The organism is Halopenitus sp. H-Gu1 (assembly GCF_041821145.1).
GTDB lineage: Archaea > Halobacteriota > Halobacteria > Halobacteriales > Haloferacaceae > Halopenitus.
This window is the reverse complement of the sequence record NZ_JBGUBC010000001.1, coordinates 199,463-215,478: the sequence shown is the minus strand read 5'-3', so window position 1 is coordinate 215,478 and position 16,016 is coordinate 199,463. Positions and strand designations below refer to the sequence as shown.

At 65.1% G+C, this 16,016-nt stretch carries 14 protein-coding genes and 1 pseudogene; 11 read left to right on the top strand and 4 right to left on the bottom strand.

Annotated features, from left to right (window positions below):
• Positions 1 to 246 precede the first annotated feature (246 nt).
• From ACERIT_RS01085 to ACERIT_RS01070, 4 genes are all read left to right on the top strand, one after another.
• A complete protein-coding gene (locus tag ACERIT_RS01085; protein WP_373672943.1) occupies positions 247 to 999 on the top strand; it encodes a hypothetical protein in 753 nt (250 codons plus the stop codon).
• A 164-nt stretch (positions 1,000 to 1,163) separates the two neighbouring features.
• Positions 1,164 to 2,318: a signal peptidase I gene (locus ACERIT_RS01080; protein ID WP_373672942.1), complete on the top strand. Its 1,155-nt coding sequence runs from the start codon at positions 1,164 to 1,166 to the stop codon at positions 2,316 to 2,318.
• Between the two features lie 45 nt (positions 2,319 to 2,363).
• Entirely contained in the window at positions 2,364 to 3,590 is a 1,227-nt protein-coding gene (locus tag ACERIT_RS01075) for a DUF5305 domain-containing protein (protein ID WP_373672941.1), read from the top strand.
• Between the two features lie 187 nt (positions 3,591 to 3,777).
• The gene (locus ACERIT_RS01070; RefSeq protein WP_373672940.1) at positions 3,778 to 4,803 is read left to right on the top strand and encodes a glutathione S-transferase family protein; all 1,026 of its coding nucleotides are present in this window, start codon (positions 3,778 to 3,780) and stop codon (positions 4,801 to 4,803) included.
• Positions 4,804 to 5,064: 261 nt separating this feature from the next.
• Here ACERIT_RS01070 and ACERIT_RS01065 read toward each other — a convergent pair.
• Positions 5,065 to 5,805 (bottom strand): annotated as a pseudogene (locus ACERIT_RS01065) (4-phosphopantoate--beta-alanine ligase); the annotation flags it as partial.
• An 84-nt stretch (positions 5,806 to 5,889) separates the two neighbouring features.
• The gene (locus ACERIT_RS01060) at positions 5,890 to 6,357 is read right to left on the bottom strand and encodes an MGMT family protein (protein WP_373673067.1); all 468 of its coding nucleotides are present in this window, start codon (positions 6,355 to 6,357) and stop codon (positions 5,890 to 5,892) included.
• A gap of 308 nt (positions 6,358 to 6,665) precedes the next feature.
• Between ACERIT_RS01060 and trpC the strand changes: the two genes are divergently transcribed.
• From trpC to ACERIT_RS01035, 5 genes are all read left to right on the top strand, one after another.
• Positions 6,666 to 7,511 (top strand): indole-3-glycerol phosphate synthase, encoded by an 846-nt coding sequence (gene trpC / locus ACERIT_RS01055; protein WP_373672939.1) that lies wholly within the window; start codon positions 6,666 to 6,668, stop codon positions 7,509 to 7,511.
• Complete coding sequence (trpB, locus tag ACERIT_RS01050; protein ID WP_373672938.1) at positions 7,508 to 8,923, top strand: tryptophan synthase subunit beta; 1,416 nt, start codon at positions 7,508 to 7,510, stop codon at positions 8,921 to 8,923. The genes trpC and trpB overlap by 4 nt, the downstream gene beginning before the upstream one ends.
• Positions 8,924 to 9,781 (top strand): tryptophan synthase subunit alpha, encoded by an 858-nt coding sequence (gene trpA, locus ACERIT_RS01045; RefSeq protein WP_373672937.1) that lies wholly within the window; start codon positions 8,924 to 8,926, stop codon positions 9,779 to 9,781.
• Positions 9,782 to 9,878: 97 nt separating this feature from the next.
• Positions 9,879 to 10,670 carry a 2-amino-3,7-dideoxy-D-threo-hept-6-ulosonate synthase gene (locus ACERIT_RS01040; RefSeq protein ID WP_373672936.1) on the top strand — a complete coding sequence of 264 codons (792 nt, stop codon included), beginning with the start codon at positions 9,879 to 9,881 and terminating at the stop codon, positions 10,668 to 10,670.
• 109 nt (positions 10,671 to 10,779) lie between these two features.
• Positions 10,780 to 11,961, top strand: a complete 1,182-nt coding sequence (locus ACERIT_RS01035) for a 3-dehydroquinate synthase II (RefSeq protein ID WP_373672935.1) — start codon at positions 10,780 to 10,782, stop codon at positions 11,959 to 11,961.
• Between the two features lie 13 nt (positions 11,962 to 11,974).
• Here the strand turns inward: ACERIT_RS01035 and ACERIT_RS01030 are convergent, their stop codons facing one another.
• The gene (locus tag ACERIT_RS01030; protein ID WP_373672934.1) at positions 11,975 to 12,520 is read right to left on the bottom strand and encodes a zinc ribbon domain-containing protein; all 546 of its coding nucleotides are present in this window, start codon (positions 12,518 to 12,520) and stop codon (positions 11,975 to 11,977) included.
• A 301-nt stretch (positions 12,521 to 12,821) separates the two neighbouring features.
• On the opposite strand from ACERIT_RS01030, the gene aspS reads away from it, so the two are divergent.
• Both aspS and ACERIT_RS01020 read left to right on the top strand, forming a co-directional pair.
• Entirely contained in the window at positions 12,822 to 14,135 is a 1,314-nt protein-coding gene (gene aspS, locus ACERIT_RS01025; RefSeq protein ID WP_373672933.1) for an aspartate--tRNA(Asn) ligase, read from the top strand.
• An 8-nt stretch (positions 14,136 to 14,143) separates the two neighbouring features.
• Positions 14,144 to 15,064 (top strand): pantoate kinase, encoded by a 921-nt coding sequence (locus ACERIT_RS01020; RefSeq protein ID WP_373672932.1) that lies wholly within the window; start codon positions 14,144 to 14,146, stop codon positions 15,062 to 15,064.
• Between the two features lie 37 nt (positions 15,065 to 15,101).
• Here ACERIT_RS01020 and ACERIT_RS01015 read toward each other — a convergent pair whose 3' ends face one another.
• Entirely contained in the window at positions 15,102 to 16,001 is a 900-nt protein-coding gene (locus ACERIT_RS01015; protein ID WP_373672931.1) for a lysostaphin resistance A-like protein, read from the bottom strand.
• Positions 16,002 to 16,016 lie beyond the last annotated feature (15 nt).

Below are 16,016 nucleotides of genomic sequence, written 5' to 3'. Positions count from 1 at the left end.
ATGAAAAGAAACAGAGCATCGAAAATATTCAGTATCCCAGTTCAAGCTCTTGTTGAATCGGTGTCAATCACCGCACTACAATCCCGGTAGAGATTCATTTACTACATAGACACGCACCCGACGAGTACCCATTCAAACTACCGAAAACAACGAATACTGTTCCTCATGTTCTCTACTCGAATTTTTTGTCTTCTCGTCGTTTCGCTCGCTATCACTGGAATCCTCGTCCCGACCGGAGCCGTGCCAGTGAGTTCGACTCCAGCTGACCAGACTGCTCACGGTCTCGTGCTCTCCCCTGCGGACTCCCCCAACAGCCAGTACACCGTGGTCACTGATTCCGGAGAACTGGCGCTTTCGATCGGCGAGATGACCCCCGGAGTCGGCGTCGCGCGCCTCAATTCTGAGGCAGTCACTACGATCGATCGCGTACTCACGCTCCACAACGCGGGCGATCGCCCCGTGACGGTATGGCTCGATGCTCCCGCTGAAGACGTACGATTCTATCGTGGCGACGCTCCCGCCGAACCGATGGAAGGCCGCGAGGACGCCGTGACCCTCACGGCGAACGAAACGCTCTCGGTCGGCGTGGCGATCGACACCCGCGGCAACCACGACGTCGAGAGCGCTGATTCGTTTACGGTTCACGCCGAACGCCCGGATCGATCCCCTCCGGGTGACGATCCGGACGAGAGCCACGATCCCCCTGTCGAGATATCGACGCCGGAACTCACGCCATCCTCAACGCCGACATCGACTCCGACCCTCACTTCGACTTCCTCGTCCACGGACGTTCCGATCGGCGCGCTCGACAGCTCCGGCGATAACTCCTCCGCGTCCAGTTCCGGAAGCGACGACGGTTCGGATACGGCCGATATCTCCGAGTCGTCGGTACTCGACCTCACGTCCTGGTTCGACGGATTCTCCCCGACCCCGCAGTCGGTCAGCATCACGGTCGTCGTCGCGCTGCTCGGGCTCAGCGTGCTCTTCCGGTTCCGGTGAGCGTCGTCCGATCTCGCGGTAATCGGAGGCTCGTGGACGATCACCGTTCTGCCTCGATGCGAGCTTTTGAATCCCTCCCTCTAGCTGTCCCTGTTTGACGATGGTTCGTGATCGAACCCGAATCGTCACCAACCGTTTTGTGCCAGTGCGTCGAACGGAACATGATGGAGGCACGCAGAGTCGCCGAACTGCTGTTCGAGATCGCGATCGTCGTCTTCCTCGTCTCGATGATCGCCGGACAGATCCTTGGACAGCCGGTTCTGCTCGGGTTCGTCACCTCGGGCAGCATGCAGCCGACCCTGGAGCCCGGCGATGGATTCGTGGCGATCCCCGCGGCGATCGCTGGACCGATTGAGGAGGGCGATGTCGTCACCTTCCGCGCCGAGGAGATCAATAGCGGCGGTCTCACGACCCACCGCATCGTCGAGGAACGCGATCGCGGATACATCACCCAGGGTGACAACAACCCCTTCTCCGATCAGGACGGCGGCGAGCCGCTCGTCACCAAGCCGCAAATCGTCGCCGTCGTCTGGCAGCCCGGCGGAGCGGTGGTGGCGATACCGGGCGTTGGCGCGCTCGTCACGGCGAGTCAGGACGCGTTGACATGGATCCAACAGCAACTCGCATTCCTCTTCGGAACCCGATCGATGCTCGGGTCCCAGGGGCTGGCCTATCTGATCGTGGGATTCTCCGTCGTCGTTTACGCCGCGGATGTCCTCCTCGGTAGCGGTGAGGGGCGCGATCGTCACCGCAGCGATCGCTCCCGAGACACGGGAATCGACGTACGTGTCTTCGCGCTCGTCTTCGCGGCGGCGATCGTGCTCGCGGCGACCGCGAGCATGGTCGTACCCGCGGGCACCCAGGAGTTCGGCGTCGTAAGCTCCGAAAGGGACGCCTCCGGACTCCGCGTGATCGAACAGGGTACGAGCGAATCGGCCCAGTATACCGTCGGAAACGGTGGATACGTCCCAGTGGTAACTTACTTCGAACCGGCCTCCGAGGGCATGACGATCGAACCTCGCGAGATCGAACTTCCCGCCAGAACGACCGCCAGCGTGACCATCACGATCACCGCTCCCCCGGAGACCGGGTACTACCGTTATTTCCTCGTCGAACATCGTTATCTCCACGTTCTGCCGGAACCCGTCATCCGGTCGCTGTATATGATCCATCCATGGCTCCCGATCGTCGTGATCGACGCCATTCTCGGCGGGGCGTTCTACGCGATGAGCGCGATGGTACTCGACTCCGGCCGGGTCCGATCCCGCTCCCGGGACAATCCCTCGCTGATTCGTCGGTACCTCTCTCGGATCAGATAACGCCACCCCAACGATTACTATGCGCCCCTCGGTAGACCCTGACGAATGAGTGGCCGTTCTCGTCGCGTTCGCATGTGGGTGGGGGACAACTACGCGCTCATCGTCGTCTGCCTGCTCCTCATCGGAGCGGTCGGCGGATATCTCACGTACACGACCAACGTCTCCCCGGGGATGGAGACGGAAACGCGACAGGTCTCCTCCTGGGAGTCCCACGGAGAGTTCTCCCACCAGGCGACCGTGGTAAACGGAACCCGGGCGTTCGAGGAGGGAACGCAACTCCGAAACCGAAGGGTGTACTTTCAGGAGGCCTCTCCGGAACTCTCGGGCGAGTTCGTCCACTCGTATACGGCTAGCGACGGCGGCGATCTCGACGTCGATCTCTCAACCGACCTCGTTCTCCGCTCCGTCGAGACGCGCAACGACGACAACGAAACCGTCTTTTGGCGAGTGACGGAGCCCCTCAACCGAACGAGCGTCGAATCGCTCGGCCCCACCGAGGAGGCGACGGCGTCGTTCTCCACGAACGTGACCGAGGCGGCCACCGAGTCCAGCCGCATCGACGAACAACTCGGCGGGACGCCGGGCTCCGTGGAGGTCGCCATCGTCACTACGGCGAACGTGACGGGGACCCGAAACGGCCAGCAGGTCGACACCATCCGGACCGTTCGGCTCCCGATCAATCCCGAAAGCGGGATCTATCGCGTCGACGATCCAGGCGTCGTGGCGAACTCCGGGTCCCGGTCGGAGGAGATCACGGTCCCGGTGGAGTACGGTCTCTCCCGACGAGTCGTCGGTCCCCTCCTCACGCTGCTTTCAGCACTCGCCCTCGTCGGCCTCCTCCACGGTCGACGGACCGGAACGCTGTCGCCCTCCGACGCCGAGCGTCGCTGGGTCGACTATCGCTCGCAGCGTCGGGAGTTCGACGACTGGATCACCGTCGGCCGCCCGCCCGAAGCCGCCGACGCAGTGCCGTCGATCACCGTCGATTCCCTGAAGGGGCTCGTTGACGTGGCGATCGACACCGACAACCGTGTGATCGAGGACGAGGCGCACGGTCGGTATCTCGTCTTCGACGACGATCGAGTCTTCCGATACGATCGACCGCCCGAACCCGATTCGGGGATGGCCGACGCTCCCGATGACGACTCCGGCAAGTCCGGCGCCGACCGGGGCACCCCCGGCCGGGGCGGCCGGCGGAACGGCGCGGACGGCGAGGATATCCCCGACGACTCCGAGGACTCGGACGATGATCCGTCCGACGCCGACCGTTGAGGGTCCGCTCCCGATCGGATCCCGGCTCCGACGACGTTCCGGCGGAACGGTCCCTCCATCGCCGTGAATTCTCCCGACCCTAGTCGAATCTCCTCGATCGATGTGTTCGTGCTTCCTCCGATCGTCCGTGAAATCCCCGTCCCATCCCGCCAGTAATCGTTAACCCGATCGCATCCGTCGATCCCGCATGAACAAGCTCGTGAACGGTGAGTGGCGTGTGGACGCCCACGAGTCGACCGACGACTCCGGCGCGTTCACCCGGCAGACGACCACGTTTCGAAACTGGGTCGCCGGCTCGGAGATCCCCTCCCATCTGGAGGCGGACCCCGACGACCGCTTCCAACCGGAACCCGGTCGCTACCACCTGTACGTCTCCTCTGCGTGTCCGTGGGCCCACCGCACGCTCCTCGCTCGCTCGATGCTCGGGCTCGAGGACGCGATCGGCGTCTCAGTCGTCGATCCCTGGCGCGGCGAGGACGGCTGGCAGTTCTCTCCCGACAAGGAGGGGTGTACCCCGGATCGCGTCCACGACAGCGACTATCTGCGCGAATTGTACGTGCGAGCCGATTCCGATGTGACCTGCCGGGTGACGGTACCCGTCCTCTTCGACACCGTCGAGGACACCATCGTCAACAACGAATCCCGCGAGATCCTCCGCATGCTCGATACGGCCTTTGCCGACCTCGGGAACGGTCGTCGCCTCCTCCCCGAGGACGACGCCGCGATCGACCGCATCGACGATCTCATCACCGAGATCTACGGGCCGATCAACAACGGCGTCTACCGCGCCGGCTTCGCGACCTCCCAGGCGGCCTACGATGAGGCCATCGATGACCTCTTTAGCGCGCTCGACCGGTGGAACGACGTGCTCGCCGACCGACGATTCCTCGCCGGCGACGAGGTCACCGAGGCGGACGTCTGCATGTTCACGACGCTGATCCGCTTCGATATGGTGTATCACACCCACTTCATGTGCAACGTCAGAGCCATCCACGAGTACGAGCATCTCTGGCCGTATCTGCGCGATCTCTACCAGCTCCCGGGCGTCGCCGAAACGGTGGCGATGGACCATATCACCGAACATTACTACACGACCCATCCCGAGGTCAACCCCTCCGGGATCATCGCTCGTGGTCCCGACCTCGATCTCGAGGCCCCACACGATCGGGACCGACTTGGCGGCGAATCGCTCGTGTTTCCCGAGGCGGAGTGACGTTCGCCGTCGCCATCACTCCCACTCCATTTCGGCCACTTCCGTCAGCGTTGATCCTCCTCCATCCGGCTACTCGGCGTCGGCGTCCCCATTGCGGGGATCATCCATCCCGGTCGCTTCGTCGCCCTCGTAGCCCTCGTCGGTCTCGCCTCTTTCATCGATCGTGACTTCCTCGTCAGTCTCGATCCTCTCATCGGTCTCGCTCGTTCCGTTCGTCTCACCCGGTTCGTCCACCTCACCGTCTCCGTCCGTTTCGTCGAACGATCCCTGCCGGATCGCCTCCTCGGCCGCCGCGAGCGCCTCCTCGCGGTCGAAGGAGTCGACGATGTACTGGAGCTCCTCGACAGGCGCGTCCGACAGTTCGCGGGCGTGGCGCGTCACGTTCGGCACTGCCCGGATGATGTTGTCGATGATCGGAACCGCCGCGGATCGCGCCGACCGCGATCCGGGATTGAGGTCGATCACGATCTCCGTTTTTCCCGTCTTCGCGAGCGCCTCGGCACGATCGCCGTCCTCCAGCGGAACGAGCACGACGTCGGCCGCCCCGATCCCCTCGGCGTCGACTTTCGCCCGCTCGTGTGAGAGGCCCGGAATGCGTTCGTCGGCCGTGAGGCCCTTCACCTCCTCGGCACCGTGTTCATGGAGGTGGGCTGCGATCCGCTCCATCCGCTCTCGGGTCCGGTTGAACAGGTTCACCTCGATATCCGCGTCCGTTGCCGCCGCGAGTTCCACGATCGCATCCGGGACGAGTGCCGCGACGTTTCCGTTGACCGAGAGAACGGGATGATCGGCCGAAAGCAGGAGTGCGGCCGCCGCACGTTCGGCTTCCCTCGCCGACGGGATCGTCCGCTCGCCAAGCAGATAGTCGAACGCCTCCCCGCGTCCCTGCGCGATAAGTCCCTGTCTGGAGGTGATCCCCTTGTCGATGCCCGCCTCGATCCGATGTCGCGTCAATAGCGACTCATAGCGCGGGTGGTCCGTGGGAATCTCGACGTCGGTCATACTCCCGATTCGCCGGTCGACGATTAAAACGGTTTCATCGATCGCGGCCGATCGGCGGCTCGGGGTCCCTCCCCGTTCTCCCGATCAGCGAAGCTCCTCGACGTCCCGAAACGTCTCGCGGACGTCGCTCGGCGTCGCGTAGGGACCCCCCTCGACACGATGGTCCGGAACGAAAAGCGGAGTCGGATTGTCCCGGAGGGCGTCCTTCACGAACTCCAGATCTTCGGGATCGTTGTCGTCGCGCCCGGCCATCCGCGTGATCCGGCTGACGGACGCCGATTCGCCGTAGGGGACGCTCTCGACTGCCTCCAATACGGCCCGACGATCAGTCGGAAGGGTCAACCCGAGTTCCACGTCCGCAAACGTCTCCTCGCTTCCCTCCAGATACTCGCTGATCCGATCGAGCAGTTCGTGGTCCGTGTCGACATCTTCGGGGATCGTTCGGGGGAACGAGACCGAGATCACGTGCCCGCTCGCGAAACCGATCTTGATGGCGCGGTCCAGTCGTTCATAGGACCGCGCGTAGACGCCCGTGGTTCCGGCGAGGCTCACCATTGCCGCGTCCTCCGATCGCCTCTCGTCTCAGTCCCCTCTCGCCGATGGTGCCTCATCGTTCTTGTTCCGGTTCTTGTTCCGGTTCCTGCTCCCGCTTTTGGTCCTGTTTCTGTTCCAGCTCCCGCCTTCGTTCCCGTTCTCGACCGTTTCCCCGACGTGGCGTCATCAGTCATGTTCGACCGTTGGGGCGGGAGCGATAAGCAAGTTCGCCTCCCGCCGAGGAACGCCCGCGATCCTACTGCGTTCTCGACGCCGGCGACCGGGACGCAAGTCTTATGAACAGATACGTACATTAGTGATCAGTAATGGACGATACCTCGGACGACCTCGCGCCCGCGGTCCGATCGATCCTGGAGGCTGCCAGGACGCGATCGCGCGGCGGGGAGCGCATCGACGTCGATCCCCGCGATCTTCGCTCGGCGTTCGCGGCGGCGGAGGCGGACGATCGAACGCCGGTGATTGCGGAGGTCAAACCGACCAGTCCGACGACGGAAGGGACCCGCGAGGACGATCCCGTCGCGCTCGCGACCGCGATGGTCGACGGCGGGGCCGCAGCGCTTTCGGTGTTGACCGAGCCGGCACATTTTGGCGGGTCGACTGACACCCTCGAACGCGTTCGCGGGGCCGTCGACGTCCCGGTTCTCCGCAAGGACTTCATCCTGAATGAAGAACAGCTCGATGCGGTCGAAAGCGACGTCGTCCTGTTGATCGCGCGCTTTCTGGGCGACGACCTCGAACCCCTGCTCGCGGCCGCCCGCGATCGGGGCTTTCAGGTCCTCGTCGAGGTCCACGACCGGGAGGAACTCGATCGGGCTACTGCGGCCGGCGCGCGCTTCGTCGGAGTCAATAACCGCGATCTGGCGCGACTGGCAGTCGATCTCTCGACCTTCGAGAGGATCGCACCGCATGCACCCGACGACGTGACGCTGATCGCTGAAAGCGGCATCACCACGGCCGTCGACGCTCGCCGGATGCGCGAGGCCGGCGCGGACGCACTGTTGATCGGCAGCGCCATCATGGACGGGGACGTCCGATCGAACACGCGAACGTTTACGACCGCGGAGACGGACGGATCGACTGACGCCGAGGGAGCCGACGGTTCCGCAGCCGTCGACTACGATGCCGAAGAACACGACAGATCCAGATCATGAGCGAGACCACGACCGACACGGACGAGCAGGTGACGACCGACGCGACGATCGACGATCCGGCCGCGGGCGATCGACCGCCCGAGGATCCGACCCCCGTCTCGGGTGAGACCGACGGGAACTTCGGCCGCTACGGCGGCCAGTACGTTCCGGAGGCGTTGATGCCAGCCATCGAGGAGCTGACCGACGCCTACGAGCGGTACGTCCTCGAGAACGAGGACGGCTTCATGGACGAACTCCGCCGTCGGCTTCGGGAGTTCGGCGGGCGGCCCACTCCGCTACAGCACGCAGAACGGCTCTCGAAGCGGTACGATCGGGACGTCTATCTGAAACGCGAGGACCTGCTCCACGGCGGCGCACACAAGCTCAATAACGCGCTCGGACAGGTCCTGCTCGCGAAGTACATGGGCAAGGATCGGATCATCGCGGAGACCGGCGCCGGCCAACACGGCACCGCGACGGCGATGGCGGCCGCCCATCTCGACATGCCGTGTGAGATCTACATGGGCGAACGCGACATCAACCGCCAGCGTCCGAACGTCTTCCGGATGAAGCTCAACGGCGCCGACGTCACCCCTGTGACTGCGGGTCGCGGCACGCTCAAGGAAGCGATCTCCGAGACCATGCGCGATTGGGCCGGATCCGTCGAGGACACCCACTACGTCATCGGCAGCGTTGTCGGTCCCCACCCCTTCCCGGCGATGGTCCGCGACTTCCAGTCCGTCGTCTCCGAGGAAGCGCGCCGACAGGCGATCGAGGCGATCGGCGACCTCCCGACTGACGTGGTCGCCTGTGCCGGCGGCGGCTCGAACACGATGGGATCGTTCGCCGCATTCCTCGACGACACCGAGGTGGCGCTTCACGCAGTCGAAGCCGGCGGTGAGAGCCTGGAGATCGATGAGGACGAGGGTGTTGCACCTCACTCCGCGTCGCTCTTTGTCGGCGAGGAGGGCGTGCTCCACGGCGCGCGCACGCGCCTCCTCCAGGACTCCCATGGCCAGATCGTTGAAAGCCACTCCGTCTCCGCGGGGCTCGATTACGCGGGTGTCGGCCCCCAACTCGCCCACCTCGTCGACGAGGGTCGTGTCACCCCGGCGGCCGTTGACGACGTGGCGGCCCTGGAGGCGTTCCACCGACTCTCGCGGACCGAGGGGATCATCCCCGCACTCGAGTCCGCACACGCGCTCGCATACCTGGAGGCGGTTGACGACGAACTCGGGGACGATGCCGATAACGCATCCGGCGGCGATGGCAGTGCGTCCGACGACGACGCTCCCGACGATCGCCTCGGCGAAACGGTGGTGGTCACGGTCTCCGGGCGAGGCGACAAGGACCTCGAATCGGTGATCGAAGAGACGGACCGGCGAGATCTCGATGCGGGACCGGACATGTCGATGTTCACGGGAGGACTGTAGATGTCCCCCACCACCGGAAACAGCGAGGCGATCGCCCGGGCGTTCGCGGACGGCCCGGCGTACATCCCCTATCTCGCCGTCGGGGATCCCGATTACGAGTCCTCGCTCTCGTACGTCGAGGCGCTCGAACGCGGCGGCGCCGACATCATCGAACTGGGACTCCCGTTCTCCGAACCGATCGCGGAGGGACCGACCATTCAGGAGGCGGTCGTCCGAGCGCTCGAAGGCGGTATGACCCCGACCCGCTTTTTCGAGTTCGTCGAGGACCTCGACGTCGATGTCCCGCTCGTCTGTATGACCTACTACAACCTCATTTACCAGTGGGGAGCGGCCGACGGTCCCCGACCGTTCGTCGAGCGCGCGGCGGAGGCCGGCCTTGAGGGGTTCGTGGTGCCCGATCTCCCGGCCGAGGAGGCTGGACCGCTCAGGGAGGCCTGCGACGAGTTCGGTCTCGATCTCGTCTTCATCGTCGCGCCGACGACCGCCGGCGAACGTCTCGATCGGATCATGGAGCGCGTCTCCGGATACGTCTACGTCCAGGCGCGTCTGGGGACGACCGGCGCGAAAGCCGATGTCTCCGATCACACGGCCGAAAGCCTCGATCGACTGCGTGAGTACGACGTGCCAAAGGCGGTCGGGTTCGGCATCTCGTCCGGCGAACAGGCGGAACGGATCGTGGCGGCCGGTGCCGACGGGATCATCGTCGGCTCCGCGCTCGTGGACATTGTCGCGGAGGGCGTGGCGGAGGGACTCGCGGTCGAAACCGTCGCCGAGCGACTCGAGTCACTCTCCCGTGAACTCGTCGCGGGCGCCGAACGCGGATACTCGGCCCGGTCGGCGATCGCCGACCCCGAATGACTGACGCCGAACGAAAGCCACTTATCCGCTATTGCCACACTTTGGCATACGAACCGGATCGCACCCCCGAACGCAGTCCATTCCGGACCTATCAACCATGACAGCAGGACTCACCGCACGACTCGACCGCATCTCCACCGATGACCGCTACCTCATCGTACCCATGGACCACGGCCTCACGATGGGAGCCGTCGATGGATTGAGGGACATCGAGGCCACCATCGACGGCGTGACGGCCGGCGGCGCGGACGCCGTATTGACTCAGAAAGGGATCGCCCCTCGCGTCCATCCGAACAAGAACGGTGCCGGATACATCGTTCATGTCAACGGCTCGACGACGATCGGCCCCGACGAGAACGACAAACGAGTGACTGCGACCGCGGAGGAGGCGATCCGGGCGGGCGCCGACGCCGTCTCCGTCCACATCAACGTCGGCTCAACCTACGAACCTAAACAGATCGAGGATCTCGCGGAGCTGGCCGGCGAGGCCGACCAATTCGGCCTGCCCGTGCTCGCGATGGCCTACGCGCGCGGCCCCGGCGTCGAGGGGGACGACCCCGAAGCACTCGGCCACGCCGTGCGGTTCGCCGAGGAACTGGGAGCCGACGTCGTCAAGACGGGGTACTCCGGTGACGCCGACTCCTTCGAGCACGTCTGTGAGTCGACCCGGCTCCCGGTCGTCATTGCCGGCGGCTCGAAGGGGACCGATCGCGAGACGATCGAGATGGTCAGCGGTGCCATGAACGGCGGCGCGGCCGGCGTCTCGATGGGACGGTCGATCTTCCAACACAATGATCCGGAGGCGATCACCCGCGCGGTGAGTGCCGTCGTCCACGAGGGTCGCGACGCCGAAGACGCGCTTCAGGCTGCCGGGCTCGTTCAGCCCTGAGACCGGTCTCGACTGCCGACGATCCTCTCGGATCGGTCTCAGTTTCGCTCCGATAGCGGCCGGGTCCGCTTCCGCAGTTTTCAAGCACCGAGGGCTCAACGTATCGACAATGACACGCAGCGTCTGGGTAAAAGCCGATGACGAGGTCGGCGGTTGGGAGCAGCGAAAACGCCGGATCACGGCCGGGATCGAGGCCGGCGTCGACTGGGTGCTCGTCGACGAACACGACGTTCCGCGGGTCCGCGAACTCGGGGACGTGGACGTGGCGGCGTTCCGGTCGGACGCCGACGTCGTCGATGAAGCCGAAGCCGACGCGACGGAGGCGACGGCGGACGCCTACATCGTCGGCAAGGACGGCGAGGGCGATGGAACCGTCTCGATGCCCGACGACCTGGCCGGGTCGGCCGATCTCACCACGCTCCGCCGCCGCGACGACCGCGCGCAGGGCATCTATACGCGGATCCTCGACGAGCGCTATGAGGCCTTCGCGGAGGAGGCCGCGACCGACGCCGACTACACGATCGTGGTCGGCGAGGACTGGACGATCATTCCCCTCGAGAACCTCATCGCCCGCGTCGGCGATCGGACCCACCTCGTGGCGGGCGTCACCTCCGCCGAGGAGGCCCAAACCGCGTTCGAGACGCTCGAAACCGGCGCCGACGGCGTCCTCGTCGACAGCGACTCCCCTGACGAGATTCGGGGCGCCGTCGACGCCCGCGACGCCGCGGCCCGCGAACAGCTCGACCTCCAGTACGCGGAGGTGACCGCGGTCGAGCGAACGGGCATGGCCGATCGCGTCTGCATCGATTCCGGCAGCCTGATGGATCACGACGAGGGCATGCTCGTGGGATCGATGTCCCGGGGGCTCTTTTTCGTCCACGCCGAGACCGCAGAAAGTCCCTACGTGGCTTCCCGACCGTTCCGCGTCAACGCCGGCGCGGTCCACGCGTACGTCCGCACCGCTGACGGCGGGACCAAGTATCTCGCCGGACTCCGCTCTGGCGACGAGGTCCAGGTACTCGATACGGACGGCCACACTCGGGAGGCGATCGTCGGCCGTGTGAAGATCGAAAAACGGCCGATGTTCCGGATCGAGGCGGAAGTCGAGACCGACGACGGCGTCGACCGCGTCGAGACCCTCCTGCAGAACGCCGAGACGATCAAGATCGCGACCCGCGAGGGACGGACCGCAGTGACCGACCTGGAATCCGGCGACGAGGTCCTGATCCACTACGAGGACGTCGCTCGCCACTTCGGCGAGACGGTCGAGGAAAGCATCATCGAGAAGTGAGCGACGACCGGGGTCACTCCTCGTCGATCGTCGAGAGGGGTTCGGTACACCAGTGACAGAAGTCGAGTTCGGCGTCGGTCTCCTTGCCGCAGTGTGGACACTTCAGCGTCGGCTTCGGCTCCGTTTGGCTCCCCGTCGACGCGTTTCGTCCGTGACTACCGGCAGTTGGGTCCGCCTCCTGCTCCGATTTCGCTCCGGCTTCCGCTTCTGCCGATCGGCTCGTCCCGTCGACCGTCCCTCCATTGACCCGTTCGGCGCCGATGATGGGCTCCTGACGCCCGATTCGACGACGGTCACGTCGTCCGAGCACGAACGCGTCGAGCGCTGACAGCAGGATGAGCACCGTGATCGGTCCCAATACGACGATCGGGACCCCCTCCGGGTTCGTGATCGGGTTCACCGGTTCGACGTCGTTGACCGAGTGCAACACGAACGAGGAGGTGATGACCGTCAGCAGCCACAACAACCCCCGTCCCCACCGCCGGAGGTAGGCGTGTCCGAGTCCGACGATCGCCAGCGCCAGCGCGGCGGCGATCCACGGACGGAACCGGTTAAGCATACCCGATCGTTGTGAACGCGGGCTACTGAAGGTTCTGGGTTGGGGGCTGCCGATCGCGCGTTTGTCACACCGCTTGGCGTCGGTCGCGTTTCGCGTGGGAGAGCCCACCACCGTTCACCACATCTCCGCCACGATCTCCGCCGTGGTGATTCCGTTCTCGGCGGTGACGGACGCGTCGTCGCAAGCGGGAGACTCGGAGGTGCTGGCCGCGGATCGAACCGGGGGACGACGACTGCCCCGACGTGACGGCTCGAAGTTCGAATCAACGTCCTTTAAGCCGTCTCTCACGGAACAGGGGAGTATGCAGGGACTCGACGACCGCACGTACACGGCTGACGCCGAGCCGGGCGATCACGCTACGATCGCCGGCTGGGTCCACGAGATCCGGGATCTCGGTGGCATCGCATTCCTCATCCTCCGCGATACGACCGGGCGGATCCAGGTCAAATTCGAGAAGGACGAGATGGACGAGGAGCTCGTCGAGACCGGACTCGGCGTCTCCCGTGAGTCGGTGATCGCGGTCACCGGCGATGTCGACGAGGAGCCGCGCGCGCCCACCGGCGTCGAGGTTACCCCCGACTCGCTTTCGGTCGTCGCCGAGGCCGACACCGAGCTTCCGCTCGATCCGTCGGGCAAGGTCGACGCCGAACTGCCGACGCGGCTCGACAACCGTACGCTCGATCTCCGCAAGCCGGAGGTCAAGGCGATCTTCGAGATCCGCGCGGAGATCTTTCGGGCGGCCCGCGAAGCGTTCCGCGAGGCGAACGCCACGGAGATAACAACCCCCAAGATCGTCGCCACGGGAACCGAGGGCGGAACCGAGCTGTTCCCGATCACCTACTTCGGCGAGGAGGCGTTCATGAACCAGTCGCCTCAGCTTTTCAAACAGCTAACCGCCGGATCCGGACTCGAGCGCGTCTTCGAGATCGGCCCGATCTTCCGTGCGGAAGAACACAACACGCCGCGACACCTCAACGAGGCGACCTCCATCGACTTCGAGGGCGCCTTCTGTGACCACGAGGATGCCATGGACGTCTGTGAGTCGGTCGTGCTGGCCGCCTACGAGGCCGTCGAGGAGAACTGCAGCGAGCAACTCGAAACGCTCGGGCTCGCGGCGGACTTCGAGGCCCCGACCGACTCGTTCCCGCGGCTCACCTACGAGGAAGCGATCGAACGCATCAACGCCACCGGCAAGCTCGACGAACAGCTCGTCTGGGGGGACGACCTCCCGACGGAGGGCGAACATGCTCTCGGCCAGGACGTCGGCGAACACTACTTCGTCACCGACTGGCCCTCGGAGATCAAACCGTTCTACATCAAAGATCACGACGACGACGAGACCCTCTCGACGGGCTTTGACCTCATGCATCCGCGCATGGAGCTCGTCTCCGGCGGTCAGCGTGAACATCGACACGATCGACTCATCGCCGGGTTCGAACAGCAGGGGCTCGATCCCGACGAGTTCGAGTACTACACGAAGATGTTCAAATACGGCATGCCCCCACACGCTGGCTGGGCGATCGGTGCCGAGCGACTCGTGATGACGCTTCTCGACCTCGACAACATTCGCGAGGCCGTGATCTTCCCGCGCGATCGACAGCGGCTGAGTCCCTGATCACAGCCATGACTGACGAACTGGACCGTACCGCCGATCCCGTAGATCCTGGGGATCCCACCGACGCTGCCGATCGCGCGGACTCAAACCGCGACGTCCGATCACGCGCGTTCGTTCCCGGCCACGTCACCGGCTTCTTCAGCCCATATCCCGACGACAATTCCCGCGCTGCCGGCTCCCGTGGGGCCGGGATCGCCCTCGAAGAGGGCGTCGAGGTCTCCGTCGAACCGTCTGACGACGGTCAGCGATCGATCCACTCGACCCTCAACGGGGATCCAACGAGAATCGAACCAGTCGAGAGCGTCCTTGCTGAACTCGATGTCCAGGCGCACGTCGAGATCGAAACGACGCTCCCCGTCGGAGCTGGATTCGGCGTTTCGGGAGCGGCCGCACTCGGCACCGCGCTCGCAGCGAACGACGCCTTCGGGTGCGGACGCTCGGAAAACGATCTCATCGCGATCGCTCACGTCGCCGAGGTCGAGGCGGGAACCGGCCTCGGTGACGTCGTCGCCGAGGCCCGTGGCGGGATCCCGATCCGTCTCGAACCCGGGGCGCCCGGATACGGCTCGCTCGATGGCGTCCCGGCGAACGCGCGCGTTGAGTACGTCTCCTTCGGTGAGCTTTCGACAGCATCGATCCTTTCGGAGGACACTGCCGGGCTTTCGGCCGCCGGCGAACGTGCTCTGTCGACTCTCCAATCGGACTCGACGCTCCCCGTCCTTTTTGAGACCTCACGCACGTTCGCTCGGGAGGCGGGTCTGCTCGTGCCCGAGGTCGCGGAGGCCATCGACCTCGTCGAGGCAGCGGGCGGCGAGGCCGCCATGGGGATGCTCGGCCGAACGGTGATCGCTCTCGATGCCGGTCTTTCAGAGGCCGGCTACGATCCCGATATCACGCGGGTCCACCCCGGCGGCGCACGACTGCGGTGATCGGCGTCTCGATGGCTCCCAGCTGGATCGTCACCGATCACTCCGGGCGAAGCACGTCACCGGGTGCCCGTCCGAGTCCCTCGTGTCCCAGGAACTCGGTCGCGTTCACCACGTAGTGAGCGACGATCACTACGAGGAGGCTCCCGGTGTGGACGAACACCCCGGCGAGGGCGAACCCGAGGACGCCGGTGACGACGATGCCCACTCGTCCCTGAGCCCCGTGTCCGAATCCGAAGAGAAGCGACGATCCGACCGCAAGCAGCCAGGGATCGGCGCCGAATCCCGCCGCGAACGCGCCGATGAGTGCGCCACGAAACAGCGTTTCCTCCGTGACCGCGATCGTGGGTAGAACCACCACGAACAGCGTCACCCACTCGCTACGGGTCGACGGTGCAAGCGTCTCGCGAAGCCGTTCTGACGCTTGGTATCCCGCTCGCTCGCCGAGGGCTGCGGCCACGTCGTCGAGGAGATATAACCCGATGCCGGCCACGATTCCGTACCCGATCGGCCGGAGACCGATCCCCGCTCCCGTCTCCACGCCGAAATCGCTCGCCGGAACGCCGTACCCCCACGCGATCGCGACGATCACGAGGAGGACGGCTGCCTGTGTAACCGCGACGTTCACGAACAGCGCCGATGTGGAAACACGATCGGCCCGCTCGACGTCGAGCGAGTCGGTGCCGTCCCGACCGTCGCTGCGTTTTCGTTCGCCGGCACCTTCCGGTTCGCTCTCAACCCGGACACTGGCGTCACCGTCGAAGCCGTGATCGTCAATTCGGTCTCGGTCTTCGGCGGCGATTCGGCCCTGCTCCTCGATGTCGATTCGCTCCCGATCCTCGGCGATTCGTTCGAGAACTCGTTGGGAACGACGTGCCAGTACCAACAGCAGGAGCGTCAACGCGAGAATTGCGGCGGCAAAGCCGGTCCAGTTCGGCATCGGTGTGGGATGAAA

Coding starts and splice junctions, on each gene's coding strand:
- ACERIT_RS01080 (WP_373672942.1), top strand. CDS start 1,164: ATGGAGGCACGCAGAGTCGCCGAACTGCTGTTCGAGATCGCGATCGTC.
- ACERIT_RS01075 (WP_373672941.1), top strand. CDS start 2,364: ATGAGTGGCCGTTCTCGTCGCGTTCGCATGTGGGTGGGGGACAACTAC.
- ACERIT_RS01070 (WP_373672940.1), top strand. CDS start 3,778: ATGAACAAGCTCGTGAACGGTGAGTGGCGTGTGGACGCCCACGAGTCG.
- trpC (WP_373672939.1), top strand. CDS start 6,666: ATGGACGATACCTCGGACGACCTCGCGCCCGCGGTCCGATCGATCCTG.
- trpB (WP_373672938.1), top strand. CDS start 7,508: ATGAGCGAGACCACGACCGACACGGACGAGCAGGTGACGACCGACGCG.
- trpA (WP_373672937.1), top strand. CDS start 8,924: ATGTCCCCCACCACCGGAAACAGCGAGGCGATCGCCCGGGCGTTCGCG.
- ACERIT_RS01040 (WP_373672936.1), top strand. CDS start 9,879: ATGACAGCAGGACTCACCGCACGACTCGACCGCATCTCCACCGATGAC.
- ACERIT_RS01035 (WP_373672935.1), top strand. CDS start 10,780: ATGACACGCAGCGTCTGGGTAAAAGCCGATGACGAGGTCGGCGGTTGG.
- ACERIT_RS01030 (WP_373672934.1), bottom strand. CDS start 12,520: ATGCTTAACCGGTTCCGTCCGTGGATCGCCGCCGCGCTGGCGCTGGCG.
- aspS (WP_373672933.1), top strand. CDS start 12,822: ATGCAGGGACTCGACGACCGCACGTACACGGCTGACGCCGAGCCGGGC.
- ACERIT_RS01020 (WP_373672932.1), top strand. CDS start 14,144: ATGACTGACGAACTGGACCGTACCGCCGATCCCGTAGATCCTGGGGAT.
- ACERIT_RS01015 (WP_373672931.1), bottom strand. CDS start 16,001: ATGCCGAACTGGACCGGCTTTGCCGCCGCAATTCTCGCGTTGACGCTC.